We start from the raw sequence: 25,148 nt of genomic DNA, 5'->3' as shown, positions 1-25,148 counted from the left end.
CTTTGGAAATTAACGAATGGGGTTGTGGACAGTCACAAGTTTTGTGCCATCCGGGAAAGTGGCTTCGACCTGCACCTCGTGGATCATCTCGGGCACGCCTTCCATGCAGTGTTCCCGAGAGATCACTTCAGCCCCTGCTTGCATCATATCGGCGACCGAACGACCATCGCGCGCGCCTTCGACCACGGCATCGGTAATCAACGCAATGGCCTCGGGGTGATTCAGCTTGACGCCACGCGCCAGCCGTTTGCGAGCGACCTCGGCGGCCATGGCCACCAGTAGTTTGTCTTTTTCACGAGGGGTCAGGTTCATGTCAGAGCATCCAGCATCGGGGCAATGTGTCGTTGTTCAGCCGGCGCAGAACCGGCATCAATGTGCGGCGCAGTGCAAAGCTGTCGCCGGCCAGAATGCGAATGACCAGTAGGTCTTTCCGGATCAGAGTTGCCCCGGCGGCGTCCGGCAGCAATTCCCTGACAGGTTCCAGATGACCTTCGGCGGAACGCGACATTAAGACGATCAGGGCCATCGCCCCTGCGCCGTTTGCAATATGCCGCTTAGCCAAGTGAGTGTGCCAATCACCAGCGAACCTAATCGCATCGAGAAACACCGGCGTTCCTTCGCGCCAAATCTCGATCTGATCGCGCAAGCGGATTTCAGTCAACGTTTCACCCATGGCGACGCGTCCAAAAACAAGCGGTTCCACCATCAGCATGTCGGCATCCGGTGACAGGTCGATCCTGAGGCGCCGGTCCAACGCACTGCCATTGTACAGAATGGTCTCTTGCGGCAACCAGTTCAGCCGGGCTCCAGCCTCTACCGTCAAATGATTTGTAACCTGGCCCCATTCTTTGGGCTGGGCCTTGTAAGCGCGCTCGCAAGCTTGCGTAGTCAAGGTCAGCGCCGTGCCTTTTGCTGCCTTGCAAGAAAACCGAAATGAATCTCCTCCGGTCACTCCGCCTGCCGAGTTTAGCAGAACCGCATCAAGTTCAGGTGTCGTGGTTCTGGGGAATAGGCATTTGAAAGACCCAGATTGGCGAAACTTGTTCAGCACGGTCCTGTTGCGCAATTGCTTGGTGCTTAAGCTGACGGTGCCTGCTGCACGCGGTGGTACTGCGCTGTGCGCGGGTAATATGGTTGCAACTTGTGTAATAGGGCACCTACAGCGCTTCGTTTTGCTGCCACCTGTTTCTCTGTTGAAGTATCGGAACACTAACTTGCAGCGTCAGAATCTGCTTAATTTCACATCATGTGATTAAATTTTAGACAGCAACCATTGGCTTGGATGAAAAAATATGCGCATCTCGCCGATTTCCCAAATTGGGTTAAAGGTAACTTGGGGAGGCTTCGTTTTCCTGAAGGATGGGCGGAAAGCTGAACTCAGCTATCCGCACGATTGCCACAGTGCGTCTTCCCGTTCGCAGGCTTTCATCAGCCTCGAATAGACAAGTGACACAGGCTTCATCGACGCGCCAGCAGAGAGCTCAGAATGAAATCCTCCATGCTTCCAGCGATTTTGCTCATGGGCGTTTCCGACAGAACGCTGCGATACGCGCTTCCTTCCAGAACCTCTATCACCAATTGCGACGCCTGTAGAGGATTCGGAACAGCGCGCAGATCTCCCGCCTCCACGCCGCGTCTCACTACTTCTTCAAGCGCCTCGGTCAGTCTGGCTCGGTTTTCGACGAACAGTCGCGCGATATCCTGTTGACGAACGGCTTCGCTCGAAATCTCCAAGGTGAGGATGACGTTTTCCGGCGCAGCCAGATAGTTGGCGTAGGCTTTGATGAACTTTTTCAACACTTTAGGCACGGGTGAATTTGAGTTCAGGACTTCCAGAAACGGCTCCAGTTCGCGGCGTTCGAGCATTGCGATTTCCACAAGCACATCATGCTTGCCGCGAAAATGGTTGTAGAGGTTTCCAAGGCTGACGCCCGCCCGCGCTGCGATATCGCGGACGCCGGTCTGATGATAGCCGCGCTCGAGAAAACACATGACGGCGGCCTCCAAAATCTGGTTGCGGCGCTTGGCTGAAGCCTTTTCTCGGGCTGACCCTGGTTTTTTGGTGCTTTCGGTCATTTTTTCTTTTTAATATTGAACGAACGATCGTTCATATTATATCACATCCAATCGTGCACCACAAGGCGCAATGGTTCAGGCGGCTCAGGAAAAACAGGACAATGACAGACAAAACCTCAGAAGCTCAGCGAAGACCAGCCCGACGATGGCTCTGGATTGGATTGTCGCTGATGCTGTTTGTGGCGGTCGTCATCCTGTTGTTTGACGCGGAAGATACGGTTGATGTTCAGGCAACAAACATCTCACCTCCGCCACCGACCGTCTCTGTCGTAACTGTTGTTCCGGAAACCGTGCAGGCGCGTGTTTCTGCATTTGCCGAAGTTCGGCCTCGTTGGGATGCCGAGCTGCGATCTGCTGTGTCCGGGCGCATCACCGCAGTCCATGCCGGTGCTTTGGCCGGGACACAGGTGGAAGGGGGCGACCCTTTGTTTTCAATCGAAAATGCCCCTTATCAAAGCGCCGTTGCAGCCGCTGAGATGGAGCTTGAGCGAGCAGAGCTTGCACTGTTGCGCGCGCAGAACAACGTAACCGTCGCGAAACGGCAGTTCGAACGAGACGGTGTGGAACCGCCAAACGAACTGGCCGTGAACCTGCCGCAATTGCGCGTCGCCGAAAAAACCGTTGCAGCGGCGCAGGCACGCCTGAATGCGGCGAGAAATGACCTGAAGGACGCAGAAATTGTTGCCCCGTTTTCAGGCTTTGTCACCCGTCGCTTTGCCAGCCTTGGCCAGGCGGTCAACCCGGGCGATCCCCTGATACACCTGTCGGACAACCGGCAATTCGAACTGGTTGCCGCGTTCAGCCAAGCGGATTGGGCGCTGTTCGATCATCCGATCTCTGGCGTTGCTGTTGACCTGACGCACCGCTCGGGCGAAAGCCTTGGGCAGGCTCGGGTCCGGCGTGGAGGCGGGTTTCTGGATCAGGACACACGACAGGTGCGCGTCTTTTTGGATGTCGCAAACCCCGGTGACGGCATACTCGCCGGAGACTTTCTGAAGGTGCACATTCCAGGACGGCGAATTGCTGACACCGTGACCATGCCGGAAAGCGCCCTGACGCGTGCGGGATACATTTGGCTTGTGGATGAAAACGACCACCTTCAGAGGTTCAGCCCGAACATCCTGTTCCGCAGCGAAGGTGCTGTCACAATAAAGGCCCCCGACGGGAACGGCCCATGGCGCGTGGCCAAGACACCTTTGGCCTCGTTTCTGCCGGGTCAGCGCGTCGCGCCGCTGTCGGATGGGGGTTGAGCCATGCACACGCTGACATCCTGGTTTATCCGCAACCCTGTCGCCGCCAATCTGATGATGGCGCTGATCCTTTTTCTTGGGGTGCAGACGCTGCTGAATATTCGGATCGAGGGCTTCCCTCGCATCCCTGCGGAAAGCGTTACGATTTCGATCGAGTTCCCGGACGCCACTGCCGAACAGGTCGATGAATTGGTGACCCGCAAAGTTGAGCAGGCGCTGGAAGGGTTGGAGGGCGTGCGCAGTGTGACTTCGCAATCCCAAAACGATCTGAGTGTCGTGACCGTCCGCCGCGCGGGTGGCCAGAAACTGCAAGCCGTTCTGGATCGGATCCGCATTCGCATCGATGGGTTGACCGATCTGCCCGATACCGCGCGCCGCCCTGTGATCGAAGCGTCGGGTTTCGATTTTCCGGCGCTCTATCTGAACCTTTTCGGCGAAACGGACCCGGCCACATTGCAGAGCCTGGCGCAGCGCCTGAAGGAAGAGCTGCTGGCGCAACCGGAATTGTCCCGGCTTCAAATCTGGGGTCTGATCCCGCGGGAACTGCGCATCGAAATCGACCCTGCGCTGCTGCGCCACTATGGCCTGACCGTCGCGGATGTGACCCGCGCAATCGAGGAAAACTCGGTGACATTTCAGGCAGGCCGTTTGCGGACCGAGGGCGGCACGATCTATCTGCGGGCCGATGATCGCGCAAAATACGCTCCTGAATACGCGGCCCTGCCGATCATTGAACGTGACGACGGGTCTTTTGTGCCCTTGGGTGATATCGCCAAGATCGAAGACGGGTTTCAGGACGGCGAGTACCTGTTTCGGCTGAACGGCAAACCAACCGTCGGGATGGAGGTTCTGGTCGGACAGAAAGAGAACCTGCTGACGATCAGTGACGTTGTGCGCCGCACGGTGGATGAGTTCAGCCGCCAGTTGCCGTCGCAGGTTCAGGTCGATGTCTGGGGCGACAGCGCCGGCTATATCTCGGACCGGCTGGCGCTGTTGCGGTCCAACGGGGTGCAGGGGCTGATCCTTGTGACCTTGATGCTGTCGGTGTTTCTGAACGTGCGCCTGGCCTTCTGGGTTGCCATGGGCATTCCGGTTTCGGTCATGGGGGCCATAGCCGTTTCGGGTTCAAAATGGGTGGACTATTCGCTCAATGATGTCACTACCTTCGGTCTGATCATCGCCCTGGGCATTCTGGTCGATGATGCCGTTGTGGTCGGAGAAAGCGTTTTCGAGGAACGTCGAAAGGGCAAAGACCCGATTCAGGACACTGAACGCGGCGTGCACCGCGTGGCAGTCGCAACAGTCTTCGGCGTGCTGACGACAATCGCGGCGTTCTTCCCGATGTTGTTGATCGACAACCCGTTGGGCAAGGTACTGGCCGGGTTCGCGGGGATCGTGATCCTGACGCTGATCTTTTCGCTCATCGAAAGCAAGTTCATCCTGCCCGCCCATCTGGCGCAGGTTTCGATGGGGCAAGAGCGCAGGTACCTGCTGTCCCGCCTCTGGGGCCGCGTACAGGATACTGCGCAGGGCGGCCTGGACTGGGTACGGGATCGCATCTATCAGCCCTTGCTTGTCGCAGCGGTGCGGCAGCGCTATGCCGTGCTGATCCTGTTCGTCGCCGCCGCGACGCTGGGGCTTGGCCTTATGTACAAGGGCAAGGTCAGAACGGTGTTCTTTCCCGAAGTGCCCGGCCAGATCATCACGATGAATCTGGAAATGGACGCCCGCGCGCCCTTTGCGCTGACCCGCGTGAACGTGGATCGGATCGAAGCCGAGTTGAACGGTCTGAACGCCGAGCTTGCCGAAGACGCAGGTATGGCCACGCTGCCTATTCAGACCGTGTTCAGCATCATCAACGGCGCTGGAGGCGCGCAAATATACGCCGAGATGATCCCGGTGGCAGAGCGCCCGGACGTTCCGATCCTGACTTTGGTCCGTGAATGGCGCGACCGGGTTGGTGCGGTCGAAGGTGCAACCGAACTGGAGTTCACCGGCTCGGAAACACTCGCCGGAGGATTCCGCATCCGGTTGGCGTCCAAAGACGAAGACCTGCTGCAACAGGCCAGCGCCGAGATGAAAGACTTCCTGTCGAACATCGAGGGCGTGGCGAATGTTCGGGATGGGCTGGCGGGCGGCCAGCCCGAACTGAAACTCCGCCTGCGTCCGGACGCGCGGCACCTTGGCTTCAATGCCGAGGCTTTGGCCAGACAGATTGGCTATGGGTTTGGCGGGGCCGAGGTGACCAAGGTTCGGCGCGACGGGTCCGAAATTCGCGTGGTCGTGCAGAACGCGCGGGAAAACCGCGATACGCTGGCCGATCTGATGCAGACCCAGTTGCGCAGCGCATCCGGTGCCTGGGTGCCGCTTGAGACGGTTGCCGAAATCGAAGGCACCTACGCCTCTGGCACCGTCGATCGCCGCGATGGCAAGCGCATGAACATCGTGGCCGCGTCCATCGACCGTGACCGTGTTGCCCCCGAAGAGGTTGGTCAGGCAGTGTTCGATCAGCTGGTCCCGAAACTCCGCGAAAAGTACCCGAGCGTCACAGTTTTGCCCGCCGGTGAACTGGAAGAGATGGCCGATATCAGCGGTGGCTTGAAACGTGCGCTGCTGCTGGCAGCTGTTCTAATCTATGTGCTGATGGCCGTGCCGTTGAAAAGCTATTGGCAACCTTTCGTCATTCTGGCCATCGTGCCCTTTGGTTTTATCGCGGCTGCGGTCGGGCACCTGATCATGGATGTGTCGCTGTCGCTGTTTTCGTTCTTCGGCATGCTGGCGCTGACCGGCGTGATCGTGAACGACAGTCTGGTCATGATCACCCGATACAATCAGGCGCGCGAGGAAGGTCAGCCCGTGAACCTGGCGCTGAAAAGCGCCGGCATCGGACGTTTCAAGGCGATCTTTCTGACCACCGCAACGACGGTGATCGGCCTGCTGCCCTTGCTGACGGAAACCTCGGAACAGGCGCAGTACCTGATCCCTGCCGCCATTTCTCTGGCTTTTGGCGAACTGTTCGGCACCGCCCTCATGCTGCTGCTGGTGCCCGTTCTGATCGCCATTGCCGAAGATGTCCTTGTCATCTTCAAGCCAGTCCCGCCGCACCCTTCCGGAGAAAGGACACAGTCATGACTCGAAGCATTCTGGCCCCCGCATTCGCCCTGATGGCGCTTGCAACGCCTGCCGCCTCTGATGGTCTGAACGTGATTGTGGAGGGTATCCGCAACGCCAAGGGAAACATTGTGATCCTTGTTTTCGACGACGCGCGCGCCTTTGACGGTTTGGATGTCCAGAGCGCGATTGACTACGCCCAGGTTCCGTCCCGCAAAGGCAGTGTCAGCCATGAGTTTCCCGACCTGACGGCCGGCCCCTATGCGGTGCTGCTGTTTCACGACGAAAACAAGGACGAAGACCTGAACATGACCGAGACGAAGCTTTTGGAGGGGCTGGGTTCAACCGGCGCCCCGAACCCTCAGGACATGCCTGATTTCAAGGCCGCCTCGGTCTGGCCGGGCGATGTCCGCGTTCGTGTCCACTATGATCAGTGATGCCGCATGCTGAGGGACAGAAAACTGACTATCGGCACGTTGCTGAGCGTGTTTCGGTGGCGTGTCGGGATCACATGGTTTCTGATCCTGTCGGAAACAGCATTAACCGTGTTGATCCCGCTGTTTATCGGCTTTGCCATAGATGGATTGCTGAGCGGACAGTTTCAGCCCTTTGTGCATCTGGGCGCTCTTATGGTCGCCCTCACGCTGATCGGCGTGATCCGGCGGATATACGATACGCGCGTCTACGGAACGATCCGCGTCGAACTGGGCAAGGCGCTTGCTGCGCGTTTTTCAAACCTGCCGATTTCTTCGTTGAACGCCCGGATCGGAATGGGGCGCGAACTGGCCGACTTTCTGGAAGAGATCCTGCTTTCGGCAATTTCAGGAATCATGCAGTTCGTCGTCTCAGCAATATTGCTGTTTTACTTCTCGCCGGTGCTGGCTCTGTCAGCCTGCGGGGTGCTTGTGGGAATGATATGCATCTACGCCCTGTTTCATTCGACGTTCTGGCAATGGAACCGGGCCCTGAATGAGCAGATGGAACATCAGGTCAGCATTCTGGAGCAACGCCGCGTCCGCCCGGTGCTTGTCCACCTGACGAAACTGCGTCGTTTCGAAGTGAAGCTCTCGGATACCGAAGCCTACCTGTATGGTGTGATCTTCGTTCTGCTGATAGGTCTGATCCTGTTCAACCTGTGGTTCGCGACGCAAAACCTGGAGGCGACACCCGGAATGATCTTTTCGATTGTCAGCTACTCATGGGAATTTGCTGAAGCCGCGCTTGCTTTGCCGATCACGTTCCAATCCTGGTCCCGGCTGTCCGAAATCACGGTCCGATTGCAGAGAGGATGATCAGATTTTCAAACTGCAAGTTGCGTGGAACAGGTGTTGCAATCAGGTGTTGGTCTTCTCGTGACCGCTGTTGAACCACCCTCCAGCATGCGGCAGGGCAGCTTTTTGTGGCAAATACCCTGTGCGATTGCTCTGCGGCAAAACTGTCAGAGACCTGTATCGCGGGAAAAGCAGGTTTCGAAACAATGGCAGTGTATCTGCGCAGGTCAGAGTCTTGAATGGAATGTCGTACAGGCTGTAGCTTTGCCAAGACAGCGTCGGCGGGATTTTTCCGGCTGGGAAGGATCAGCCAAGTCAGCCCATCTGCAATTGCTTAGGCTCAGGCTGTAAAACGTCTGAGAACGTTATGCGGGATTTGCTGAGTGGTGCGGTCCTTCCACTTGAGACCCGGGAACCAATAGATGGTGCCCGCGCAGAAGAACTCGCCCTTGCCTTCGATCAGCTGCGCCCAACCTGTTTGCGAAACCGTGTCCTAGCGCGATACGATGTATTGCTCGGCCACCGTGGCGCCTATGCTGGGCGATGTGATACGGGCCGCGTTCGGATCAATATCTTTGTTGAAAGCGCTGACCTTGAATTCGATCCCGTCTCCTCGACGGCAGCGGAACTGCGAGGGGTACCTGATCAAAGGTCTTTGGTTCGGACTGTCGGGCCTCAACCTTGGTTGTGACGTTGTTCCAGGCAGCGCCCAGCATCGCGGGCGATGCGGCCACGCTCATGGAGGCTTTCAAAAAGCCGCGGCGGCTAAGGTAGTCAGTAATCAAAGCAGAGGTTTTTTGTGCACGGTGATTAGTTGGGTTGGAATGTGGTTGGCACATCGGTCAAACGATCCGCAAAAAACCACATCGGGTCAAAGCCTAAAAAGCCAGTTGCTACCGGGTTGAACAATATCGGGGCAAACACTGGCGCCGATGCGTTCAAAGATTGCCTTGGAACATTACCTTCCTCGGCATTCCATTGGCTTGGGCCACGCGGAATCTTGTCCAAGCCTTGGGGAGTGGCCCAGTGTTGTCTTGACTGCATAGGTTGTCGTTGGCGCGCGGGCAGGTTCCGCGCGCCATCAAGGCTTCACTCTTGCCAGCTCATGAAAACCTGCCGCGCCTTTTCGCTTTCGGGGCGTAGGTTCTCGATGCCGCCATAGGGGACGTCTTTACCGATTTCCGAGTTCGGATACTTGGCGATCATCTTCTGATGTCGCTTGATCATGTCCTGGAACGATGCGCCGGCCCAGAGGGAGTACCCGACCAGCGGATGCAGTTCGCGCGGGTCGCGATAGATGTTGTACGTTGGCGCGGCGGCTCCGGGCGCGCCCGGCGCAGGCAGGTGCATCTTGAACTCCTGTTTCACGACCGAGCGCAGAACCGGGCCCTCGTACACATAAACGTAGTCGCGGCGTCCATTGCCTTCGCCTTCCAGCAGCAGGGCCGTCTGATCGATCCCATCGATCACCCGATCACGCGGGATATAGTCAGTGGCGCCAGCGATACGCGCCATCGTCGTGTAGATATCCGAGACATGAAAAATGTCACCGGCGGCGCTGTCAGCCTCGATCACACCGGGCCAGCGAATGAATGCATCCGTGCGCACACCCCCTTCGAGATGTTGGGTCTTGCCGCCGCGATAGATCAGTTGGTTCAGCCCGGATGTTCCTTCGTAATGGTACATCAACCCGTTGTCGGCCATGATCATGACGATGGTGTTGCCCGCCTCGCCGGTCTTCTCCAGCGTGTCGAGAATTTCGCCGATCCAACCGTCCAGAAGCTGCAACTTGTCCGCGTGGAAGCCTCCGTTGCGTGACAGCGCCTGATCGGGATAGACAAAGTTCAGCGGATAAAGCGGCCAGTATTGCAGGAAAAACGGCTCATCCAAGGCTGCGACACGCCCGAGCTGTTCAATGGCCTGCGTCTGGTAGCGCTCGTTCATCTCTTCGTATTTGGCTTGGGTCCATTCTTCACCTGCGGCCATGTCAACCTCGCGGGCTTGCCCTCCGGCCTCGGCTTCGACACCTGTAACCAAACCATAGGGCTTGAAACGCTCATCCAGCAGAAGGGCATTGTTCTGTCCCGACGCGTGGTATCCCAACATGTTGTTCGCCTGCATCGCCTCGCGGGTCATCAGGCTCAGCTGCACCTGCTGATGCAGCGGGAAGGCCGCCCAGTCAAAGCCCTGATTGTGCGGATAGGCCTCTTCGATATCGCCCTGATGCCATTTGCCGACATGCGAGGTGTTGTAGCCTGCCTGTTTCAGGATTTCCGGCAGCGTCACTTCGCTGGCAGGAAGCCCTTCCCCCACCAAAGCCACTTTCACCTCTTCCACGCCGGCCCGGATCGGGTGGCGCCCGGTCAGCATGGCCGTTCGAGTGGGCGTGCACGACGGCTCGGTATACATCCGCATCAACGACATGCCTTCGCTGGCAAAGTCATTGATATTCGGGGTTTCAATGCCCATCACATAGTTGAGTTTGCGTTCGCCCATCTGGCCAAAGCTGATGTCATCGATGAGGATGTACAGGAAATTCGGGGGTTTGCCGCCGTTGGCTTCCCGAATTTCAGCCAGCCTCGCATCAATCTCGACGTCCTGCGCATCCCATTGCTCGCCAAATTGGGCGCGCAGGAACGCAAATTCACCGTCATGCACAATCGCGTCTTGTTGTGCGGCCGATTGTGTGGTGCTCAACGCTGCTAGCAAACAGGCTGCGATGCCAGTCCTTTGGACAACATTAGTCATTCTTCGTTCCCCCTTTGGTGCTCCTGAAGCTCATTGCCTGAACAATCAGGTCGCGACACTTTGCTGAAAGAGATTGGTTTGACTGATGCGCCAGCTCAGATAACCGCTGGTGTTCTGGTGGCGTTAGAAACGTCACCACGCGCTCTGATCGGGCATCGGCCTCAGGAAGCCGTGGTCGGCCCATGGTGGCGAGGTTTGGAGTTTTTGCTGACACTTGACTCCCCGCGGTTCGAATTCGCTACATTACCGGTAAAGTGTCAGGCTCTGGGAATGGACCACATCAAGAATTCGCCAAATTCGCAAAAGGGTGTCCCTTCCGTATCGAACGGGGTGGCGCCCGCAGCCGTGCTGAATTTCGAACATCCCAACAAAATCGGGGAAATCACGCCGTGGGAGATAGACTTCCGACAGCTCGATCCCGGTCGATTGTCGACGTCCATAAGGGTGCGCTCAGGGCGATCGGTCTCCGCTCTCAGCATCGCGATGAACCAACGCGTTCATCAACGTGGTGTTTCGCCCAAGGGCTGGATGACGTTCGGGATTCCGTCAAATGGTGCGGTCGACAAATGGCAGGCAAAGGACGTAACCGATAACGCATTCCTGTCCTTCGGTGACAGTGATGGGTTTGACGGTATTTCGACGGCCGGTTTCACGGGAAATGTCATTTCCTTCCAAACCCAAAGATTGGAGAATTTTGCAGAGTCCTGCGGATTTCACCTGGCGCGCGACAACCCGGATGCCCACAGACTGAGGTCCAAAGCAGGTTTGGCCAGCATGGCGAATCTGGAGGGTCGCGTAGCCGGGCTTCTTAACAGTGTTGATGCGCAGTGGTCTGAGGCGGCTGAGCAGGCCCTGATGCTTGAAGCCCTGGTTATCCTGACCGACGACGAAGCGCATTTTGACAGAAGTCAGGCGGGCACCAGGCGGCGTGCCCTGGATCGCGCAACCGATCTTATGGTTGCCAATCTGGAAGACCCGATTTCAATTGAAGAGATTTGTAAAGAAAGCGGGGCGTCTTGGCGAACTCTGGATCGCGCGTTCAAGGAACAGTTCGGACAAAGCCCCAAGTCGTATTATATGCGTCTCAGGTTGAATCGTGTTCGCGAGGACCTTCTAACGGGGTCTTTCAACGGAAGAATAACCGATGCTGCAAACCGGCTCGGATTTTGGCATATGGGCCAGTTCGCGCGCGACTACAGGCTGTTTTTCCGAGAGCTGCCGTCTGAAACAAGGGGCATGCAGAAATAGGGTTCCCATACCAATTCACGCTCTTCAGCACCCGGAAGTACCAGGTGCAGGGGCCAACACCTTCCTGCCCTGAGCTGGCGTCAAGTGCATATCGGCAGGAGGGTTGTTGCCAGTTTCGAGCAGTATGGTGTCGTCCGGTACAGAGTTGAGATGCGCCAAGACCCGCAGGATCACATCTTGCCCAACGAATGGCGGCTACTTGCTGCGTCCAAATTTACAAGGTGCAGTTCTACCTGTTCCGAAGCAAGCCCGGTGGCCAATCTTTGCAGGACCGTCTCATTTTGATCTTTGTCAAGGTTGGATGCGGCCCGACGAGATACAGTCACCAATGTATCAGGAGGTCTTGCATGGAAAGACTGGTCGAAATTGGGCGGACATTTGTTCAGGCGATGCGTGATCGCAATGGCTTGGCAAGTGTTGACGAGATGTACGCGGAAAACGCTCAATCCATAGAGGCGGTTGTGCCTCCGGTGCGGCAATTCCGGATTACAAAGGGTCGCGACGCCATCAAAGCAAAGCGGGAAGACTGGCTGAAAACGCATGAAATCCAAACGCTTACGGCAGATGGTCCTTTTGTTCATCCGCCCAATCGCTTTGGCGTGCGTTTCAATGCCGAGGTCGTGCAGAAAGACACCGGACAACGAATGAACCTTAGCGAGATTGCCATTTATTCCGTTGAAGATGGCAAGATTGTACTGGAAGAGTTCTTTATGTTGCCAAAATAGCGAACGGTGCCTGGCAACACGGGTTCCCAAGCGCTTGCGGCCATTTCAGGAAGCCTCGCCAGGTCCGGCGCTGCTATCAAGTACGTCCAATCAAAATGGGCGGTTGACTGGTCGGTCCGGGGCTTGATGGACAGATGGATTAAGGCTTGCAGCATTTTAGCACTCTGCCCGGATCGGAGAACCTAGATGACCGAACTCTCACCTGACAAGCTGTCTGCCGAGGCCGGGGTTTGTGCGGCAGATACCGACGAGAATGCCCCGCCACACCCCTATGAGAAACTTGACCGCGCAACGCGCGCGGCCCTTGCCCGTGCCACCGCCGGTGTTTCCCCGCATTCGATAATGGCCACCTGGATGGATTGGGCCCTGCATCTGGGTCGTTCCCCCGGACGCCAGCTTGAACTGACAGAGCGCGCGGCACGCGATGCGGCCAAACTCTGGGTCTATGCCAGCGAGATGGCGACCGGTGCGAAGGCTACTCCGCCTTTTCAGCCACGCAAGCAGGATCACCGTTTCAATGCGCCCGGCTGGCACAAGGCGCCATTTTCCCTTTGGCAGCAGGCTTTTCTGAGCGCACAGGATTGGTGGCAGGCCGCAACGGACGAAATGCCCGGCATCGCCCCCCGCGACGCCGAACGCGCGCAATTTCAGATTCGCCAAGCACTTGATCTTGTCTCTCCTTCGAACTTTCCGTGGTCAAACCCGGAAATCATCAATCGCACGTTCCAGACCGGCGGTCGCAATTTGATAGAGGGCGCCGCCCACTTTCTTGAGGATGTTGCCCATACCATAACGCAACAGCACGAACCTGCCCCTCAGGGTTATGAAATCGGTAAAGACATTGCCGCGACCCCCGGCAGGGTCGTTTATCGCAACGCGCTGTTCGAGCTGATTCAATACACTCCACGCACCAAGCGCGTACAGGCCGAACCGATCCTTTTCGTGCCTGCATGGATCATGAAATACTATGTGCTCGACCTTTCGCCGGAAAACTCCATGGTGCGTTATCTGGTCGAGCAGGGCTTTACCGTTTTCATGATCTCTTGGGTCAATCCCACCGCTGATCAGTCGGATCTCAGCCTCGAGGATTATCGTCTGAACGGTGTCATGGCCGCGATCGAGGCCATCGAAAAAATCGTTCCGGGTCAAAAGATCCACGCCAATGGGTATTGCCTTGGCGGCACGCTTTTGGCGATTGCAGCTGCGGTGATGCAACGCGATGGCGATGACCGGCTTGCAAGCGTTACGCTGATGGCGGCGCAGGTTGATTTCGCCGAAGCCGGTGAGCTTTTGCTGTTTATCGATGACAGCCAGGTCGCTTTTGTCGAAGACCTGATGTGGTTGCAGGGCTATCTTGATCGCCCTCAGATGACGCGAACTTTCACGACAATCCGCGCCGAGGATCTGATCTATGCCCGGGCTGTCCGTCGCTATTTTCTGGGTGAAGACGACCTGCCTACGGATCTGACGGTCTGGAACAATGACACGACCCGGATGCCGGCGCGAATGCATTCCGAGTATTTGCGCGGTTTGTTCCTGGAAAACCGGCTGAGCGCTGGGCGCTTTTCTGTCGAAGGTCGGGTTGTTGCGCTCAAGGATATACGCATACCCATGTTTGTGGTCGGAACGGAATCCGACCACATTGCCCCGTGGCAATCAGTGTACAAAATTCGACTGTTTACCGACGGAGACCTCACCTTCGTGCTGACCAACGGTGGTCACAATGGCGGCATCCTGAGCGAGCCGGGGCACAAGCACCGCCACTATCGGTTGGGCCACAGGCCGGCGGACGCGCTGTATACCTCGCCGGATGAGTGGTTTGAGTCGGCCGAAGAAAAGCAAGGTTCCTGGTGGCCTGCGATGGTGGATTGGATCAAAGACCGTTCATCGGGCGAAACTGCGCCGCCGCCGATGGGCGGAAAACGAAGGGGGGCTGAAAACCTGGCCAAAGCGCCGGGCAGCTACATTCATCTGACCTGAAACCGGTGGCGAGGGTCAGACCCGTCAGTGCCCGGTCGATCTCCTTTGGCATCCTGCGCAAGCCCCTCAGGTGCAGTTGAGGTTTTCGTCGCTCGGTCAGATCTGGGACTTTGCGATGGATCAAGCCTTGCTGAGGCGCAGGTGTGCTATCGTTCAGGTCGTCGGAACCCAGTGCCACATTTGCGGTTTTGTCGAAGGCCGAGCCCGAAATTTGCAACGAAAAGAGGCAATAAACAGATGATTTCGGGCGGATGTATCTGGAGAGTTGGACCATGACCCGCGCAATGGTTTTGAACGAGGCCGGCCGCGCGCTGAAACTGGAAGACATCGAACTTCCGGCTCCGGGCCCTCATGACATCGAGATCCAGATCGAGGCCTGTGGTGTTTGCCGAACGGATCTTCACATCGTCGATGGTGACCTCGAACATCCTGAACTTCCACTGGTTCCGGGCCACGAAATCGTTGGGCGGATCGTTCGAAAGGGGGATGCCGTAACAGGGCTGGAAACCGGTCAGCGCGTGGGCGTGCCTTGGCTTGGGTCCACTTGTGGGAAATGTCCGTATTGCCATCGCGCACAGGAAAACCTGTGTGACGCGCCGGTGTTCACGGGATACACGCGAAACGGAGGATTTGCCGAAGCTTGCCTTGCGGATGCACGGTATGTCTTTGCCCTGCCAGAGATTGCCGATCCGGTTGCACTGGCGCCGTTGTTATGTGCCGGGCTTATCGGGTTTCGCTGTCTGCGAATGGCCCAGGATGCCAAGAATATCGGCTTTTATGGCTTCGGAGCTGCCGCGCATATCCTTGCACAACTGGCCGTCTGGCAGGACCGGAATGTATATGCGCTGACCCGGCCCGGCGATATCGAGGCGCAGGATTTTGCGCGTGACCTTGGCGCGGTATGGTCTGATGGGTCCGACGAACGACCACCGGCGGAACTGGATGCTGCAATCATATTCGCACCTGTCGGAGCCCTTGTGCCCAAAGCGCTGCAATCTGTCCGCAAGGGCGGCCGCGTGGTTTGCGGCGGAATTCACATGAGCGATATTCCTTCCTTTCCCTACAGCGATCTTTGGGGGGAACGTCAAATCCTGTCTGTCGCAAACCTGACGCGTCAGGATGGTGAGGAGTTTTTTGCAACGGCCCAAGCCGCAGGCATCCAGACACGAACCCAAAGATATTCACTGAAGGACGCCAACACAGCCCTCGCGGATCTGAGCGCCGGACGATTGCAAGGGGCAGCGGTATTGGTTCCCTGACCAATGGTCTGTCGCGCCCCGCACCGGCTTGACAAGTCACAGCGGACGTCAGCATCCGAAATTAGGGTGGTGGCTTAGGCAAACGGATCCTGATCGTGGAATGGACGGAACACCGGAGCACGAAAGACCGCTCGGCGCACTGGGATGTCGCCCACGCGTGCAGGATATGGTCATACCGGCGGACTCGTGGACGATCATGCGCCAACAATCAAACTGGACCGTCAGATGAGCGAAGAGCTTGTTTCCATTCAGCGTGTTGAAAATGCTGGCTTTGTATTGCAAATCGGCTTTTGGTGCCGCAGAGAACGAATATTGGTGTCATGCCTGACAACCGTGTCGTTGATATTTACATTTAAATATTTGAAAAATATATGTTTAAATGTAAGCAAACGAAAAAGCTTTTCAAGCGATCTTGGTTTTCGTCAAGGCGTTTACAAAATTTTGTTTCAAATCCAGTAATTTGTTGTGAAATTTTCCACCGCCTTTCCATTATTGAAATGCACATAAGTGCGCTTTCGTCTGCTGGAAGAGGAGCCAGACGACGAGAGAAAGGGAAATGGGAGGAATTAATGACCAACAAATCTGTCACACGCCGCGGCGTGTTGAAGTCTGGTGCCGTTGCAGGTACCGGTCTGGCCCTGCCTACGATCTTCACGGCTTCGTCGGCTGCCGCTTACACCAACGAACCAACCGAAGGGTCCGTGACCCTGGGCTTCAATGTTCCCCAGACCGGTCCGTATGCGGAAGAGGGCAATGACGAGCTGCTGGCGCAACAGCTGGCGGTGGAACACCTGAACGGAGAGGGTGACGGCGGTTGCCTGAACACCTTCACGTCCAAGGCGCTGAAGGGCAATGGCATCCTCGGCAAGAAGGTCGAGTTCGTCACAGGTGACACCCAGACCAAGTCAGACGCCGCACGTGCGTCCGCAAAGTCGATGATCGAAAAAGACGGTGCGATCATGATCAACGGCGGGTCGTCCTCGGGCGTGGCCGTTGCGGTTCAGGGCCTGTGTCAGGAAGCGGGTGTGATCTTTATGGCGGGTCTGACCCACGCCAACGACACGACCGGCAAGGACAAGAAGGCCAATGGTTTCCGCCATTTCTTCAACGCCTACATGTCGGGCGCTGCGCTTGCGCCGGTGCTGGCTGCCGAGATGGGCAATGACCGCCGCGCCTATCACCTGACGGCGGACTACAACTGGGGCTGGACCCAGGAAGAGTCCATCGTCGCCTCGACCGAAGCCCTGGGATGGGAAACGGTCAACACCGTCAAGACGCCACTCGCGTCAACAGACTTCTCGTCCTACATCACTCCGGTTCTGAACTCGGGCGCGGACGTTCTGGTTCTGAACCACTATGGCGGCAACATGGTGAACTCGCTGACCAACGCGATTCAGTTCGGCCTGCTCGACAAAGTCGCCAACGGCAAGGACTTCAAGATCGTCGTGCCGCTGTATTCGGAACTGATGGCCGCCGGTGCTGGCGAGAACATCAAGGGCGTGCTGGGTTCGATGAACTGGAACTGGCAGTTGCAGGATGAAGGCACCAAAGCCTTCGTGAAGTCCTTCGGCGAAAAATACGGCAAGCCGCCGTCCAACTCGGCGCAAACCTGCTATGCACAGGTTCTGCTATATGCTGATGCTTGCGAGCGTGCCGGTACGTTCAACCCATGCGGTGTTGTTGAAGCGCTGGAAGACTTCGAGTTCGACGGCCTGGGCAACGGCCCGACCTGGTATCGCGGCGCGGATCACCAGTGCTTCAAGGACGTGCTGGTCGTGCGTGGCAACATGAACCCGACCAACGCCTATGACACGCTGGAGATCGTCGAGATCACCCCACGCGCGCAGGTCGAATACGATCCGGAGCATCCGATGTTTGCCGGTGGCGCACTGGGTGAGTGTAACCCGGGCGCATAAGACCGCGTATCAAAGTCTGGCCGCCAAAATGGTGGCCAGACATCTACAGCAGGGTTGATCCTGTTGTGCCACTCAATTCACACTGACCAACCCTGAGGTGGGCCAATGGACGCCATCCTATTGCAAATTCTGAACGGTCTGGACAAAGGGTCGGCTTATGCGCTGATTGCGCTGGGGCTGACGCTTATTTTTGGGACGCTCGGCGTTGTGAACTTTGCCCACGGGGCCCTGTTCATGATCGGTGCGTTCTGTGCCGTCACTTTGCAAAAGCTCATGAACCTGAGCTTTGTAACCATCGACGAGAGCCAAACTGACTTTCTCGGCAACCCGCTGAAGGTGGAAACACCTTATGTCGAGGCATGGTTCGGCCCGGAGTTCGGGGCGACGATCATAGACTGGTCCGTTCCATTGGCAATCCTGTTTGCGATCCCGATCATGCTGGCGGTTGGCTATGTGATGGAACGCGGGCTTATCAAGCATTTCTACAAACGCCCCCACGCGGACCAGATCCTTGTCACGTTCGGCCTGGCGATCGTGTTGCAGGAAATCGTAAAGTATTTCTTTGGTGCCAACCCCATCCAGACCCCGCCGCCCGACGCGCTGAGTGGCTCTATCGATCTTGGCACCATGATCGGGTTTGATCCCAACGCGATCATCTACCCGATCTGGCGCCTGGTTTATTTCGGCTTTGCAGTTGCCATAATCGGTGCCGTCTTCTCATTCCTGCAATTCACCACCTTCGGCATGGTTGTGCGTGCCGGCATGGCGGATCGCGAAACTGTGGGCTTGCTGGGGATCAACATCGACCGGCGCTTTACGATCATGTTCGGGATCGCTGCCGCGGTGGCCGGTTTGGCGGGCGTCATGTACGGGCCGCTCAACCCACCAAACTATCACATGGGGATGGATTTTCTGGTCCTCAGCTTCGTTGTGGTTGTCGTTGGTGGCATGGGGTCTCTTCCCGGCGCGGTGCTGGCTGGCTTTCTGCTGGGCATTCTCGAAAGCTTCGCCTCTACGACCTGGGCCACAACGACGATCCCGGGCATCAACCAAATCATCATCTACCTTGTTGCCATTATTGTGCTGCTCACACGCCCGCGCGGTTTGATGGGACGCAAAGGCGTGATGGAGGAATAATCGATGTTGGGACTGAACAAAAAAGATACCAGCCTGCTGATCATCGTCGGCATCCTTACGATGCTGGCACCCTTCATCCTGAATCCGTTCCCGGAAGGCAGCGCCATGGCGCAGTTCAACGCGGGCTATCCGGATCTGATGCAGCGCTTTGTCATCTTTGGCATCTTTGCCATCGGCTTCAACATCCTGTTCGGCCTTACCGGATACCTGTCATTCGGACACGCGGCCTTTCTGGGCGTTGGATCCTATTCCGCCGTATGGATGTTCAAGCTGCTGAGTTACAACATCATCCCGGCCATCGCACTCAGCGTTGTGGTCGCCGGGGTATTCTCATTGCTGATCGGGTTCGTCAGCCTGCGCCGGTCGGGCATCTATTTTTCGATCCTCACGCTGGCTTTCGCCCAGATGAGCTTTGCGTTGGCTTATTCGGTGTTGTCCAACCCCAAATTCAACCTGACGAACGGGGAAACGGGATTGCAGGTTTACGCGGATGATCCACAGATTCTGCAAGGGGCGAATTCGCCGGACCTGCCGCATTTGTTCGGGTTGCCGATGCGCGCAACCTACACATTAGACGTGGGTGCGTGGAGTTTTGATTTCAACGCGGGATACTATCTGTGTGCAGTGATTATGATGGTGGTGTTCTATCTGTCCATCCGAATTTTCCGTTCACCTTTCGGGATGATGCTGCGGGCCGTCAAATCAAACCAGCAGCGGATGAACTATACCGGCCTGAACTCGAAACCGTACACGCTGGCGGCATTTGTCATCTCTGGCATGTATGCCGGCCTGGCTGGTGGGCTGATGGCCGCAATGGACCCGCTGGCAGGTGCCGAACGTATGCAGTGGACCGCATCGGGCGAGGTCGTTCTGATGACGATCCTGGGCGGCACCGGCACACTGATCGGGCCGGTGCTGGGTGCGGGCTTCATCAAGTACTTCGAAAATATCTTCTCGAAGATCAACGACAACGTGTTGCACAGCTGGTTTGCATTCCTGCCTGACGGGCTGGAGGACGCGGTGGTTTTCTTGATCCATCCGTTCATCGGCAAGGGCTGGCATCTGACGCTGGGCATTCTTTTCATGCTTGTCGTTATCTACTTGCCGGGTGGTCTTGTCGAAGGTGGTCAGCGTTTGCTGAACCGGCTCAAGCGCAAGAAATCAAAATCCGACGACGCGACGTCGGGCAAAACGGAACCGGCGGAATAAGGGGCGAGCCATGGCAATTCTAAGAGTCAAAGACGTCAGCAAGCGTTTCGGCGGTCTCAAGGCGCTCACGGACGTGAATCTCAGCGTCGAGGAGAATTCGGTTCACGCAATCATCGGGCCCAACGGTGCGGGCAAGTCGACCTTGCTGAATTGTCTGGTCGGCAAGCTCATGCCAGATACCGGGTCCGTATTGTTCGACAACGCATCGGTCTTGGGGCTTGAACCCTTCCAGATCAACCAGATGGGCATAAGCCGCGTGTTTCAGACACCCGAGATTTTTGGTGAATTGACGGTGATGGAGAACATGCTGATTCCGATCTTTGCCATGCGGGATGGCGCGTTCCGGATGCATGCATACGAGACCATCGCCAACGAAAAGGCTGTTGTTGAACAGGCCGAAGCCATGCTGGAAGAGATGAACATGGCCGACAAGCGCGAGATGCACGCGGCCTCGCTGTCGCGCGGCGACAAGCGCCGGCTCGAGATCGGCATGTGCCTCAGCCAGAATCCGAGGCTGTTGCTGCTGGACGAACCGACGGCGGGGATGGCGCGGGCGGATACCAACAACACGATCGACCTGCTGAAACAGATCAAGGAAGAACGCGACATCACCATCGCGATCATCGAGCATGACATGCATGTTGTCTTCAGTCTTGCCGAACGCATCACTGTTCTGGCCCAGGGGACACCCCTGGTTGAAGATACTCCTGAAAACATCCGCGGAAACCCAAAGGTTCGCGAAGCCTATCTGGGCGAGGCTGCGTAAGGACAAGCTATGAACGAGAAACCTGACTTTTCGAAAAACGCCAATATGGCCAGCACCGCCCCTGCGTTTCTTTCCGTTTGGGATATGCACTCCTATTATGGAGAAAGCTATATCGTGCAGGGTGTCAGCTTCAATGTGCATGAAGGCGAGATTCTTGCGCTTCTTGGGCGCAACGGTGCGGGCAAAACCTCGACACTGCGCTCGATTGCAAGGCTTGGAGAACCCGAAGTAAGACATGGCGAAATCTGGTTGGACCACAAACCGCTGCACAACATGACAAGCTATGAAGCAGCAGCGGCTGGCCTTGGTCTTGTACCGGAAGACAGACGCATTATTCCCGGCCTGACAGTTGAAGAAAACCTGCAACTTGCACAGATTGCGCCTCCGATCGGATGGTCCCTTGAACGGCTTTACGAGCTGTTTCCGCGTCTCGGTGAGCGCAGGAAGCAGGAGGGGATTACATTGTCAGGTGGCGAACAGCAGATGCTGTCAATCGCCAGAGCGCTTGCCAGGGACATCAAGGTGCTGCTTTTGGATGAGCCGTATGAAGGTTTGGCGCCTGTTATCGTCGACGAAATCGAAAAAACCCTTATTCATGTCAAACAGCAGGGTATGACCACGATCATCGTTGAACAGAACGCTGTACGCGCTTTGGAACTGGCGGACCGCGCGATCATTCTTGACACCGGTACCATCGTGTTCGACGGAACGGCAAAAGAAGTGCTTGAGGACACCGGTCTTCGTGAGGAGTATCTGGCGATCTGAGCGTTGTTCTGATTGGCAAACAGACCCGAAGGGTATGACCAGTTCGTGGCTCACCATGACCCGCGTTCAGTTCAGATACTGCCCATTCGCGCGATCAAAGGTGTTTCACCCCAAAAATGATGGTCGTTGGCTCAAAGCCGAATGCGGGTTTGCGGCAACAGGTTCTGTCGGGCCTGCGCTGAATGCGCGCCTCGTGGAACGCGCCCCGAAGGACGAGGGGGCAAGTTTGCAATGCTTCGCGACATCCGCCACTGCGCCAACCAGACGATTGCGGCACGGTGTTCCAGGTCGCTGTGCAATGGATAAGAAAGTCAGGCTCTGGCCCTGGGCTGCCAGTGCCTCGCCGCAGGGGCCTGCAAGCCGAACCTTCCCTAAATCATTTCGGGCAGCCGTCTTGATCGTGGGCCCATGGTTTCAATCGGCTTGAAAACGCGCCGACGAAATCTGTGCCCGGAGTGGGGCAGTGGGTCTCGCTTTACTTCCGGCTTGGACTATCCGGCTGGCCCATTTCGGCTTCCGGTTCCCAGCACCTTCACTTCCAGCCAGTGGAACATCAGGGCAATAATACCGGCAACGAGAATGTAGAATACGGCCAACAGGATAAGCGGCTCGTAGATGATGAACGTGTCAGATCGCACCCGGGATGACACGGCATAGATATCCACCACCGTAATCGTGGCGACCAAGGGCGTCGCCTTCAACTGGAGGATGGTTTCACCGCCCAGGGTGGGCAGAACGTTACGGATTGCCTGTGGCAGCCAGATGCGGCGGAACATTGTCAGCCTGGGCATGCCGAACGATTTGGCGGCCTCCAGCTGACCTTTTGCGACGCCTTTGAAGGCTCCGCGCATTACCTCACCTTCATAGCCGGCATAAGAAAGCGTCAAAGCCAGCACCGCATAAGGCCAGGCCTGACGCAGATACGGCCAAAGCTCGGATGATCGTATCCATGGGAATTGAGGGAACAATGAGCCGAGGCCATAATACAGCAACCAAAGCTGCAAAAGCAGGGGTGTGCCCCGAATGATGGTGCAAAACGCCTTGGCGGGGGCCGCAAGGTACCAGGGCCCAACGGCCTGGGCCAACCCGAGTGGTACGGCCAGCAGAAACCCGAGAACGACGGTGACAACAAGCAGCCAGAGCGTGGTCCAGATTCCCTGCAACGCAAGCGGTGTGTATTTTGGCAACCAGTCCCATCGCAAAGACATGGCACACCAGATCACGATCCCGGCAAAGATCAGCATCATCACGATACGATGGGGTTGCATCAAGGACCTGAGATCGATCATCTGCCACCTCCTTTCAGAGAAGGTTGACCGCGACGCGCCCATTTTTCGATCCGCGCGAAGATGGCGCCCGAAAACAGGGTGACCATGAGATAGAGAAAACCCGCCGCAAGAAAGAAGGTGAAATAGGCGCGTGTGCTGCTGGCGGCCTGCCGGGTTTCCAGTGTCAGTTCGTTGAATCCCACGACTGCGAGCAGGGCGGTGTCCTTGGTGGCGATCAGCCACAAGTTGGCCAGACCGGGTACGGCAAAGCTCATCATGGCGGGGATCGTCACGCGGCGCATGGTCATGAAGGCGGGCATCCCATAGGATTTGGCGGCCTCGATCTGTCCGGGTGGAACCGCCTGTATGGCTCCGCGCAGAATCTCGGTTGCATATGCGCCCTGAACAACGCCCAGAACCCAAATGCCCGCAGCGACGCCATTGACCTCTACCCGTCCTCCGCCCATTGCAGCAGAGATTTTGTTGATGATGTCAGATCCCACGTAATACAGGATCAGGATCAGGACCAGTTCCGGCACGGCCCGGATCACGGTCGTGTAGATGGCAAGAAGATCGCGCGTGACCTTCCCGCCGTAAAGCTTGCCATAGGCTCCGAACAATCCGATCACGAGGCCGAGCGCATATGCACCAAAAGCGATCTGCAATGAGTGGGACAATCCGCGCAGCAGATTGCCCCCCCAACCCGGCGGCGACAGCGACAGAAGCTCTGCGCTCTGCGCCAATCCAAGCGATTCCAACAGTCCAGTCACGGCAGCCGCTTAGTAGATGCTGGCCGAGAAATAGTTCGAAGTGATCTTCTCGTGCGTTCCATCGGCAAGAATTGCCGCGATGCCATTGTTCAGCGCTGCAAGCAGGTCATCGTCGCCCTTGCGAACACCCGCACCAACGCCCCGGCCCAGGATGGCCGGATCATCTGCGACGGCGCCTTTGATTTCACAGCATGCCCCGGCATCCGAGTTCACGAAGTCCGCCATGGCGATACTGTCGGCCTGAGTGGCGTCAATACGACCTGCGAACAGGTCCTGGTTGGCCTCATCCTGAGTTTGATAAACCTTCAGTTCGGAATCCTTGAAATATTCCTGCGCATAAGCCTGGTGGATGGTCGACGCCTGAACGCCGACAACCTTACCGGCCAGCGACTCGGGGGTCGCTTCGATATCCATCGATTTGTCCGCGACGATGACGGCAGGTGTGTTGTAGTAAGGATCGCTGAAATCAATGGTTTTCAGCCGCTCTTCGGTGATCGACATAGACGCCATGATGGCGTCGATCTGCTGTCCGGTCAGCGACGGGATGATACCATCCCAGGCTACCGGCGTGATGACACAGTCAAGTTCCGCAGCGGCGCAGACCGCATTGATGACATCGATCTCCCAGCCGACCCAATTACCTGAACTGTCCAGTGATGCGAATGGCGGGTAAGGTTCGGCTGCGATGCCGATCTTGACCTCTTCTGCACTGGCGATACCAGCCGAAAGGACAGCGGCGGCAAGGCCGGACGCGAGCAGTTTCTTGACGTTCATTTTGATACTCCCTTTTGGTTCATTTTGTTTTGTTTTTTAGGTTCAGGCGACCGAGCTGAGGAACTGCTTCAGACGCTCTGATTTTGGGTTTCCGAAGACCTCGGCAGGTGGGCCCTGCTCTTCGATGCGGCCCTCGAAGAGATAGACAACGTGGTCTGCGACTTCGCGTGCGAATTTCATTTCATGGGTGACAAGCAGCATTGTGCGCCCTTCGGCGGCAAGATCGCGGATCACGGTCAGAACTTCGCCAACAAGCTCGGGATCAAGCGCCGACGTCGGTTCATCGAAAAGCATCACCGAAGGATCGACGGCAAGCGCCCGGGCAATGGCGGCGCGCTGTTGCTGACCACCCGAAAGATAGGCCGGATAGGTGTCAGCCTTGTCGCCAAGGCCCACCCGCGTCAGCAGCTCATGCGCCCGCGCGATCGCCTGGGCCTTTGGCACCCTTAGGACATGCACCGGCACTTCGATCACGTTCTCCAGAAGCGTGCGGTGTGTCCACAGATTGAACTGCTGGAAAACCATGGCCAGACGCGTGCGTATACGTTCGATCTGGCGGCGGTTGGACGGGCTGCCATCGGTGTGCATTTCAACCGGTTCCCCGCCGATGGTTATCTTTCCGGAACTCGGCGTTTCCAGAAAGTTGATGCAGCGCAGCATGGTGGATTTTCCAGAGCCTGACCCCCCGATAATGGCAACAACATCCCCCTTGTTTGCGGTCAGGGATACGCCTTTCAAAACCTCCAGCGTGCCAAAGGATTTGTGCAGATCCTCAACCTTGATCGCCTCGTCAGGCGTGGTTGTTTCGGGTGCGGGTGCAACTGCTTTGGCTGTGTCCATATCCAAGAATCTTCTGATTTCAGCTTGCAGTAAGC

General features: G+C 57.0%; 24 protein-coding genes. 14 read left to right on the top strand and 10 right to left on the bottom strand.

The window, feature by feature from the left end; genetic code table 11:
* Nucleotides 1-9 precede the first annotated feature (9 nt).
* The 3 genes from GOW04_RS13875 to GOW04_RS13865 all read right to left on the bottom strand — a co-directional run bounded on the left by GOW04_RS13875 (nucleotide 10) and on the right by GOW04_RS13865 (nucleotide 2,076).
* Nucleotides 10-312, bottom strand: a complete 303-nt coding sequence (locus GOW04_RS13875; protein WP_152459090.1) for an urease subunit gamma — start codon at nucleotides 310-312, stop codon at nucleotides 10-12.
* Nucleotide 313: 1 nt separating this feature from the next.
* Nucleotides 314-1,051, bottom strand: a complete 738-nt coding sequence (locus GOW04_RS13870) for an urease accessory protein UreD (protein WP_371814404.1) — start codon at nucleotides 1,049-1,051, stop codon at nucleotides 314-316.
* A gap of 407 nt (nucleotides 1,052-1,458) precedes the next feature.
* Nucleotides 1,459-2,076, bottom strand: a complete 618-nt coding sequence (locus GOW04_RS13865) for a TetR/AcrR family transcriptional regulator (protein ID WP_171232928.1) — start codon at nucleotides 2,074-2,076, stop codon at nucleotides 1,459-1,461.
* 101 nt (nucleotides 2,077-2,177) lie between these two features.
* Here GOW04_RS13865 and GOW04_RS13860 point away from each other — a divergent pair, with 101 nt between their 5' ends.
* The 4 genes from GOW04_RS13860 to GOW04_RS13845 are packed head-to-tail and all read left to right on the top strand — an operon-like array spanning nucleotide 2,178 to nucleotide 7,729.
* Nucleotides 2,178-3,326, top strand: a complete 1,149-nt coding sequence (locus tag GOW04_RS13860) for an efflux RND transporter periplasmic adaptor subunit (protein WP_171232927.1) — start codon at nucleotides 2,178-2,180, stop codon at nucleotides 3,324-3,326.
* 3 nt (nucleotides 3,327-3,329) lie between these two features.
* On the top strand, nucleotides 3,330-6,458 hold the full coding sequence (locus tag GOW04_RS13855) for an efflux RND transporter permease subunit (RefSeq protein ID WP_171232926.1): 3,129 nt from the start codon (nucleotides 3,330-3,332) through the stop codon (nucleotides 6,456-6,458).
* A complete protein-coding gene (locus GOW04_RS13850; RefSeq protein ID WP_171232925.1) occupies nucleotides 6,455-6,874 on the top strand; it encodes a DUF2141 domain-containing protein in 420 nt (139 codons plus the stop codon). The genes GOW04_RS13855 and GOW04_RS13850 overlap by 4 nt, the downstream gene beginning before the upstream one ends.
* 6 nt (nucleotides 6,875-6,880) lie before the next feature.
* Nucleotides 6,881-7,729 carry an ABC transporter six-transmembrane domain-containing protein gene (locus GOW04_RS13845; RefSeq protein WP_171232924.1) on the top strand — a complete coding sequence of 283 codons (849 nt, stop codon included), beginning with the start codon at nucleotides 6,881-6,883 and terminating at the stop codon, nucleotides 7,727-7,729.
* Nucleotides 7,730-8,274: 545 nt separating this feature from the next.
* Here the strand turns inward: GOW04_RS13845 and GOW04_RS22265 are convergent.
* The 3 genes from GOW04_RS22265 to GOW04_RS13830 all read right to left on the bottom strand — a co-directional run bounded on the left by GOW04_RS22265 (nucleotide 8,275) and on the right by GOW04_RS13830 (nucleotide 10,456).
* Nucleotides 8,275-8,547 (bottom strand): twin-arginine translocation signal domain-containing protein, encoded by a 273-nt coding sequence (locus tag GOW04_RS22265; protein WP_217356926.1) that lies wholly within the window; start codon nucleotides 8,545-8,547, stop codon nucleotides 8,275-8,277.
* Nucleotides 8,519-8,716 (bottom strand): hypothetical protein, encoded by a 198-nt coding sequence (locus tag GOW04_RS13835; protein ID WP_171232922.1) that lies wholly within the window; start codon nucleotides 8,714-8,716, stop codon nucleotides 8,519-8,521. The genes GOW04_RS22265 and GOW04_RS13835 overlap by 29 nt, the downstream gene beginning before the upstream one ends.
* An 81-nt stretch (nucleotides 8,717-8,797) precedes the next feature.
* Entirely contained in the window at nucleotides 8,798-10,456 is a 1,659-nt protein-coding gene (locus GOW04_RS13830; RefSeq protein ID WP_171232921.1) for a sulfatase-like hydrolase/transferase, read from the bottom strand.
* Between the two features lie 78 nt (nucleotides 10,457-10,534).
* Here GOW04_RS13830 and GOW04_RS13825 point away from each other — a divergent pair, with 78 nt between their 5' ends.
* From GOW04_RS13825 to GOW04_RS13780, 10 genes are all read left to right on the top strand, one after another.
* Complete coding sequence (locus tag GOW04_RS13825; RefSeq protein ID WP_171232920.1) at nucleotides 10,535-11,704, top strand: AraC family transcriptional regulator; 1,170 nt, start codon at nucleotides 10,535-10,537, stop codon at nucleotides 11,702-11,704.
* A 347-nt stretch (nucleotides 11,705-12,051) separates the two neighbouring features.
* Nucleotides 12,052-12,429: a nuclear transport factor 2 family protein gene (locus GOW04_RS13820; protein WP_171118898.1), complete on the top strand. Its 378-nt coding sequence runs from the start codon at nucleotides 12,052-12,054 to the stop codon at nucleotides 12,427-12,429.
* A gap of 186 nt (nucleotides 12,430-12,615) precedes the next feature.
* The gene (locus tag GOW04_RS13815) at nucleotides 12,616-14,409 is read left to right on the top strand and encodes an alpha/beta hydrolase (RefSeq protein WP_171232919.1); all 1,794 of its coding nucleotides are present in this window, start codon (nucleotides 12,616-12,618) and stop codon (nucleotides 14,407-14,409) included.
* 272 nt (nucleotides 14,410-14,681) lie between these two features.
* The gene (locus GOW04_RS13810; protein ID WP_171232918.1) at nucleotides 14,682-15,668 is read left to right on the top strand and encodes a zinc-dependent alcohol dehydrogenase family protein; all 987 of its coding nucleotides are present in this window, start codon (nucleotides 14,682-14,684) and stop codon (nucleotides 15,666-15,668) included.
* A gap of 144 nt (nucleotides 15,669-15,812) precedes the next feature.
* Entirely contained in the window at nucleotides 15,813-16,127 is a 315-nt protein-coding gene (locus GOW04_RS13805) for a hypothetical protein (RefSeq protein ID WP_171232917.1), read from the top strand.
* Between the two features lie 110 nt (nucleotides 16,128-16,237).
* Nucleotides 16,238-17,584 (top strand): substrate-binding protein, encoded by a 1,347-nt coding sequence (locus tag GOW04_RS13800; protein ID WP_171232916.1) that lies wholly within the window; start codon nucleotides 16,238-16,240, stop codon nucleotides 17,582-17,584.
* 105 nt (nucleotides 17,585-17,689) lie between these two features.
* A complete protein-coding gene (locus GOW04_RS13795; RefSeq protein ID WP_171118891.1) occupies nucleotides 17,690-18,721 on the top strand; it encodes a branched-chain amino acid ABC transporter permease in 1,032 nt (343 codons plus the stop codon).
* 3 nt (nucleotides 18,722-18,724) lie between these two features.
* Nucleotides 18,725-19,930, top strand: a complete 1,206-nt coding sequence (locus GOW04_RS13790) for a branched-chain amino acid ABC transporter permease (RefSeq protein WP_171118889.1) — start codon at nucleotides 18,725-18,727, stop codon at nucleotides 19,928-19,930.
* Between the two features lie 10 nt (nucleotides 19,931-19,940).
* Nucleotides 19,941-20,696 carry an ABC transporter ATP-binding protein gene (locus GOW04_RS13785; protein ID WP_152459074.1) on the top strand — a complete coding sequence of 252 codons (756 nt, stop codon included), beginning with the start codon at nucleotides 19,941-19,943 and terminating at the stop codon, nucleotides 20,694-20,696.
* A 9-nt stretch (nucleotides 20,697-20,705) separates the two neighbouring features.
* Nucleotides 20,706-21,461 carry an ABC transporter ATP-binding protein gene (locus GOW04_RS13780; RefSeq protein WP_171232915.1) on the top strand — a complete coding sequence of 252 codons (756 nt, stop codon included), beginning with the start codon at nucleotides 20,706-20,708 and terminating at the stop codon, nucleotides 21,459-21,461.
* Between the two features lie 491 nt (nucleotides 21,462-21,952).
* Here GOW04_RS13780 and GOW04_RS13775 read toward each other — a convergent pair whose 3' ends face one another.
* From GOW04_RS13775 to GOW04_RS13760, 4 genes are read right to left on the bottom strand one after another with little or no spacing between them, the layout of a single operon-like run.
* Complete coding sequence (locus tag GOW04_RS13775) at nucleotides 21,953-22,750, bottom strand: ABC transporter permease (RefSeq protein ID WP_171232914.1); 798 nt, start codon at nucleotides 22,748-22,750, stop codon at nucleotides 21,953-21,955.
* Nucleotides 22,747-23,499, bottom strand: a complete 753-nt coding sequence (locus GOW04_RS13770; RefSeq protein ID WP_152459071.1) for an ABC transporter permease — start codon at nucleotides 23,497-23,499, stop codon at nucleotides 22,747-22,749. Before GOW04_RS13770 ends, GOW04_RS13775 begins: the two co-directional genes overlap by 4 nt.
* 9 nt (nucleotides 23,500-23,508) lie before the next feature.
* Entirely contained in the window at nucleotides 23,509-24,273 is a 765-nt protein-coding gene (locus GOW04_RS13765) for a transporter substrate-binding domain-containing protein (protein WP_171232913.1), read from the bottom strand.
* Between the two features lie 42 nt (nucleotides 24,274-24,315).
* Nucleotides 24,316-25,113 (bottom strand): ABC transporter ATP-binding protein, encoded by a 798-nt coding sequence (locus tag GOW04_RS13760; protein WP_171232912.1) that lies wholly within the window; start codon nucleotides 25,111-25,113, stop codon nucleotides 24,316-24,318.
* Nucleotides 25,114-25,148: the final 35 nt, after the last annotated feature.

The sequence above is a fragment of the Ruegeria sp. HKCCA4812 genome, from assembly GCF_013034245.1.
Lineage (GTDB): Bacteria > Pseudomonadota > Alphaproteobacteria > Rhodobacterales > Rhodobacteraceae > Ruegeria.
This window is presented reverse-complemented; position numbering and strand designations above follow the sequence as displayed.

What these genes read in the sequence shown, in the direction of transcription:
- GOW04_RS13775 (WP_171232914.1), bottom strand. Translation starts at nt 22,750, where the DNA reads ATGATCGATCTCAGGTCCTTGATGCAACCCCATCGTATCGTGATGATG.
- GOW04_RS13810 (WP_171232918.1), top strand. Translation starts at nt 14,682, where the DNA reads ATGACCCGCGCAATGGTTTTGAACGAGGCCGGCCGCGCGCTGAAACTG.
- GOW04_RS13790 (WP_171118889.1), top strand. Translation starts at nt 18,725, where the DNA reads ATGTTGGGACTGAACAAAAAAGATACCAGCCTGCTGATCATCGTCGGC.
- GOW04_RS13855 (WP_171232926.1), top strand. Translation starts at nt 3,330, where the DNA reads ATGCACACGCTGACATCCTGGTTTATCCGCAACCCTGTCGCCGCCAAT.
- GOW04_RS22265 (WP_217356926.1), bottom strand. Translation starts at nt 8,547, where the DNA reads ATGTGCCAACCACATTCCAACCCAACTAATCACCGTGCACAAAAAACC.
- GOW04_RS13815 (WP_171232919.1), top strand. Translation starts at nt 12,616, where the DNA reads ATGACCGAACTCTCACCTGACAAGCTGTCTGCCGAGGCCGGGGTTTGT.
- GOW04_RS13865 (WP_171232928.1), bottom strand. Translation starts at nt 2,076, where the DNA reads ATGACCGAAAGCACCAAAAAACCAGGGTCAGCCCGAGAAAAGGCTTCA.
- GOW04_RS13785 (WP_152459074.1), top strand. Translation starts at nt 19,941, where the DNA reads ATGGCAATTCTAAGAGTCAAAGACGTCAGCAAGCGTTTCGGCGGTCTC.
- GOW04_RS13795 (WP_171118891.1), top strand. Translation starts at nt 17,690, where the DNA reads ATGGACGCCATCCTATTGCAAATTCTGAACGGTCTGGACAAAGGGTCG.
- GOW04_RS13780 (WP_171232915.1), top strand. Translation starts at nt 20,706, where the DNA reads ATGAACGAGAAACCTGACTTTTCGAAAAACGCCAATATGGCCAGCACC.
- GOW04_RS13830 (WP_171232921.1), bottom strand. Translation starts at nt 10,456, where the DNA reads ATGACTAATGTTGTCCAAAGGACTGGCATCGCAGCCTGTTTGCTAGCA.
- GOW04_RS13800 (WP_171232916.1), top strand. Translation starts at nt 16,238, where the DNA reads ATGACCAACAAATCTGTCACACGCCGCGGCGTGTTGAAGTCTGGTGCC.
- GOW04_RS13860 (WP_171232927.1), top strand. Translation starts at nt 2,178, where the DNA reads ATGACAGACAAAACCTCAGAAGCTCAGCGAAGACCAGCCCGACGATGG.
- GOW04_RS13765 (WP_171232913.1), bottom strand. Translation starts at nt 24,273, where the DNA reads ATGAACGTCAAGAAACTGCTCGCGTCCGGCCTTGCCGCCGCTGTCCTT.
- GOW04_RS13820 (WP_171118898.1), top strand. Translation starts at nt 12,052, where the DNA reads ATGGAAAGACTGGTCGAAATTGGGCGGACATTTGTTCAGGCGATGCGT.
- GOW04_RS13845 (WP_171232924.1), top strand. Translation starts at nt 6,881, where the DNA reads ATGCTGAGGGACAGAAAACTGACTATCGGCACGTTGCTGAGCGTGTTT.
- GOW04_RS13805 (WP_171232917.1), top strand. Translation starts at nt 15,813, where the DNA reads ATGTCGCCCACGCGTGCAGGATATGGTCATACCGGCGGACTCGTGGAC.
- GOW04_RS13760 (WP_171232912.1), bottom strand. Translation starts at nt 25,113, where the DNA reads ATGGACACAGCCAAAGCAGTTGCACCCGCACCCGAAACAACCACGCCT.
- GOW04_RS13875 (WP_152459090.1), bottom strand. Translation starts at nt 312, where the DNA reads ATGAACCTGACCCCTCGTGAAAAAGACAAACTACTGGTGGCCATGGCC.
- GOW04_RS13850 (WP_171232925.1), top strand. Translation starts at nt 6,455, where the DNA reads ATGACTCGAAGCATTCTGGCCCCCGCATTCGCCCTGATGGCGCTTGCA.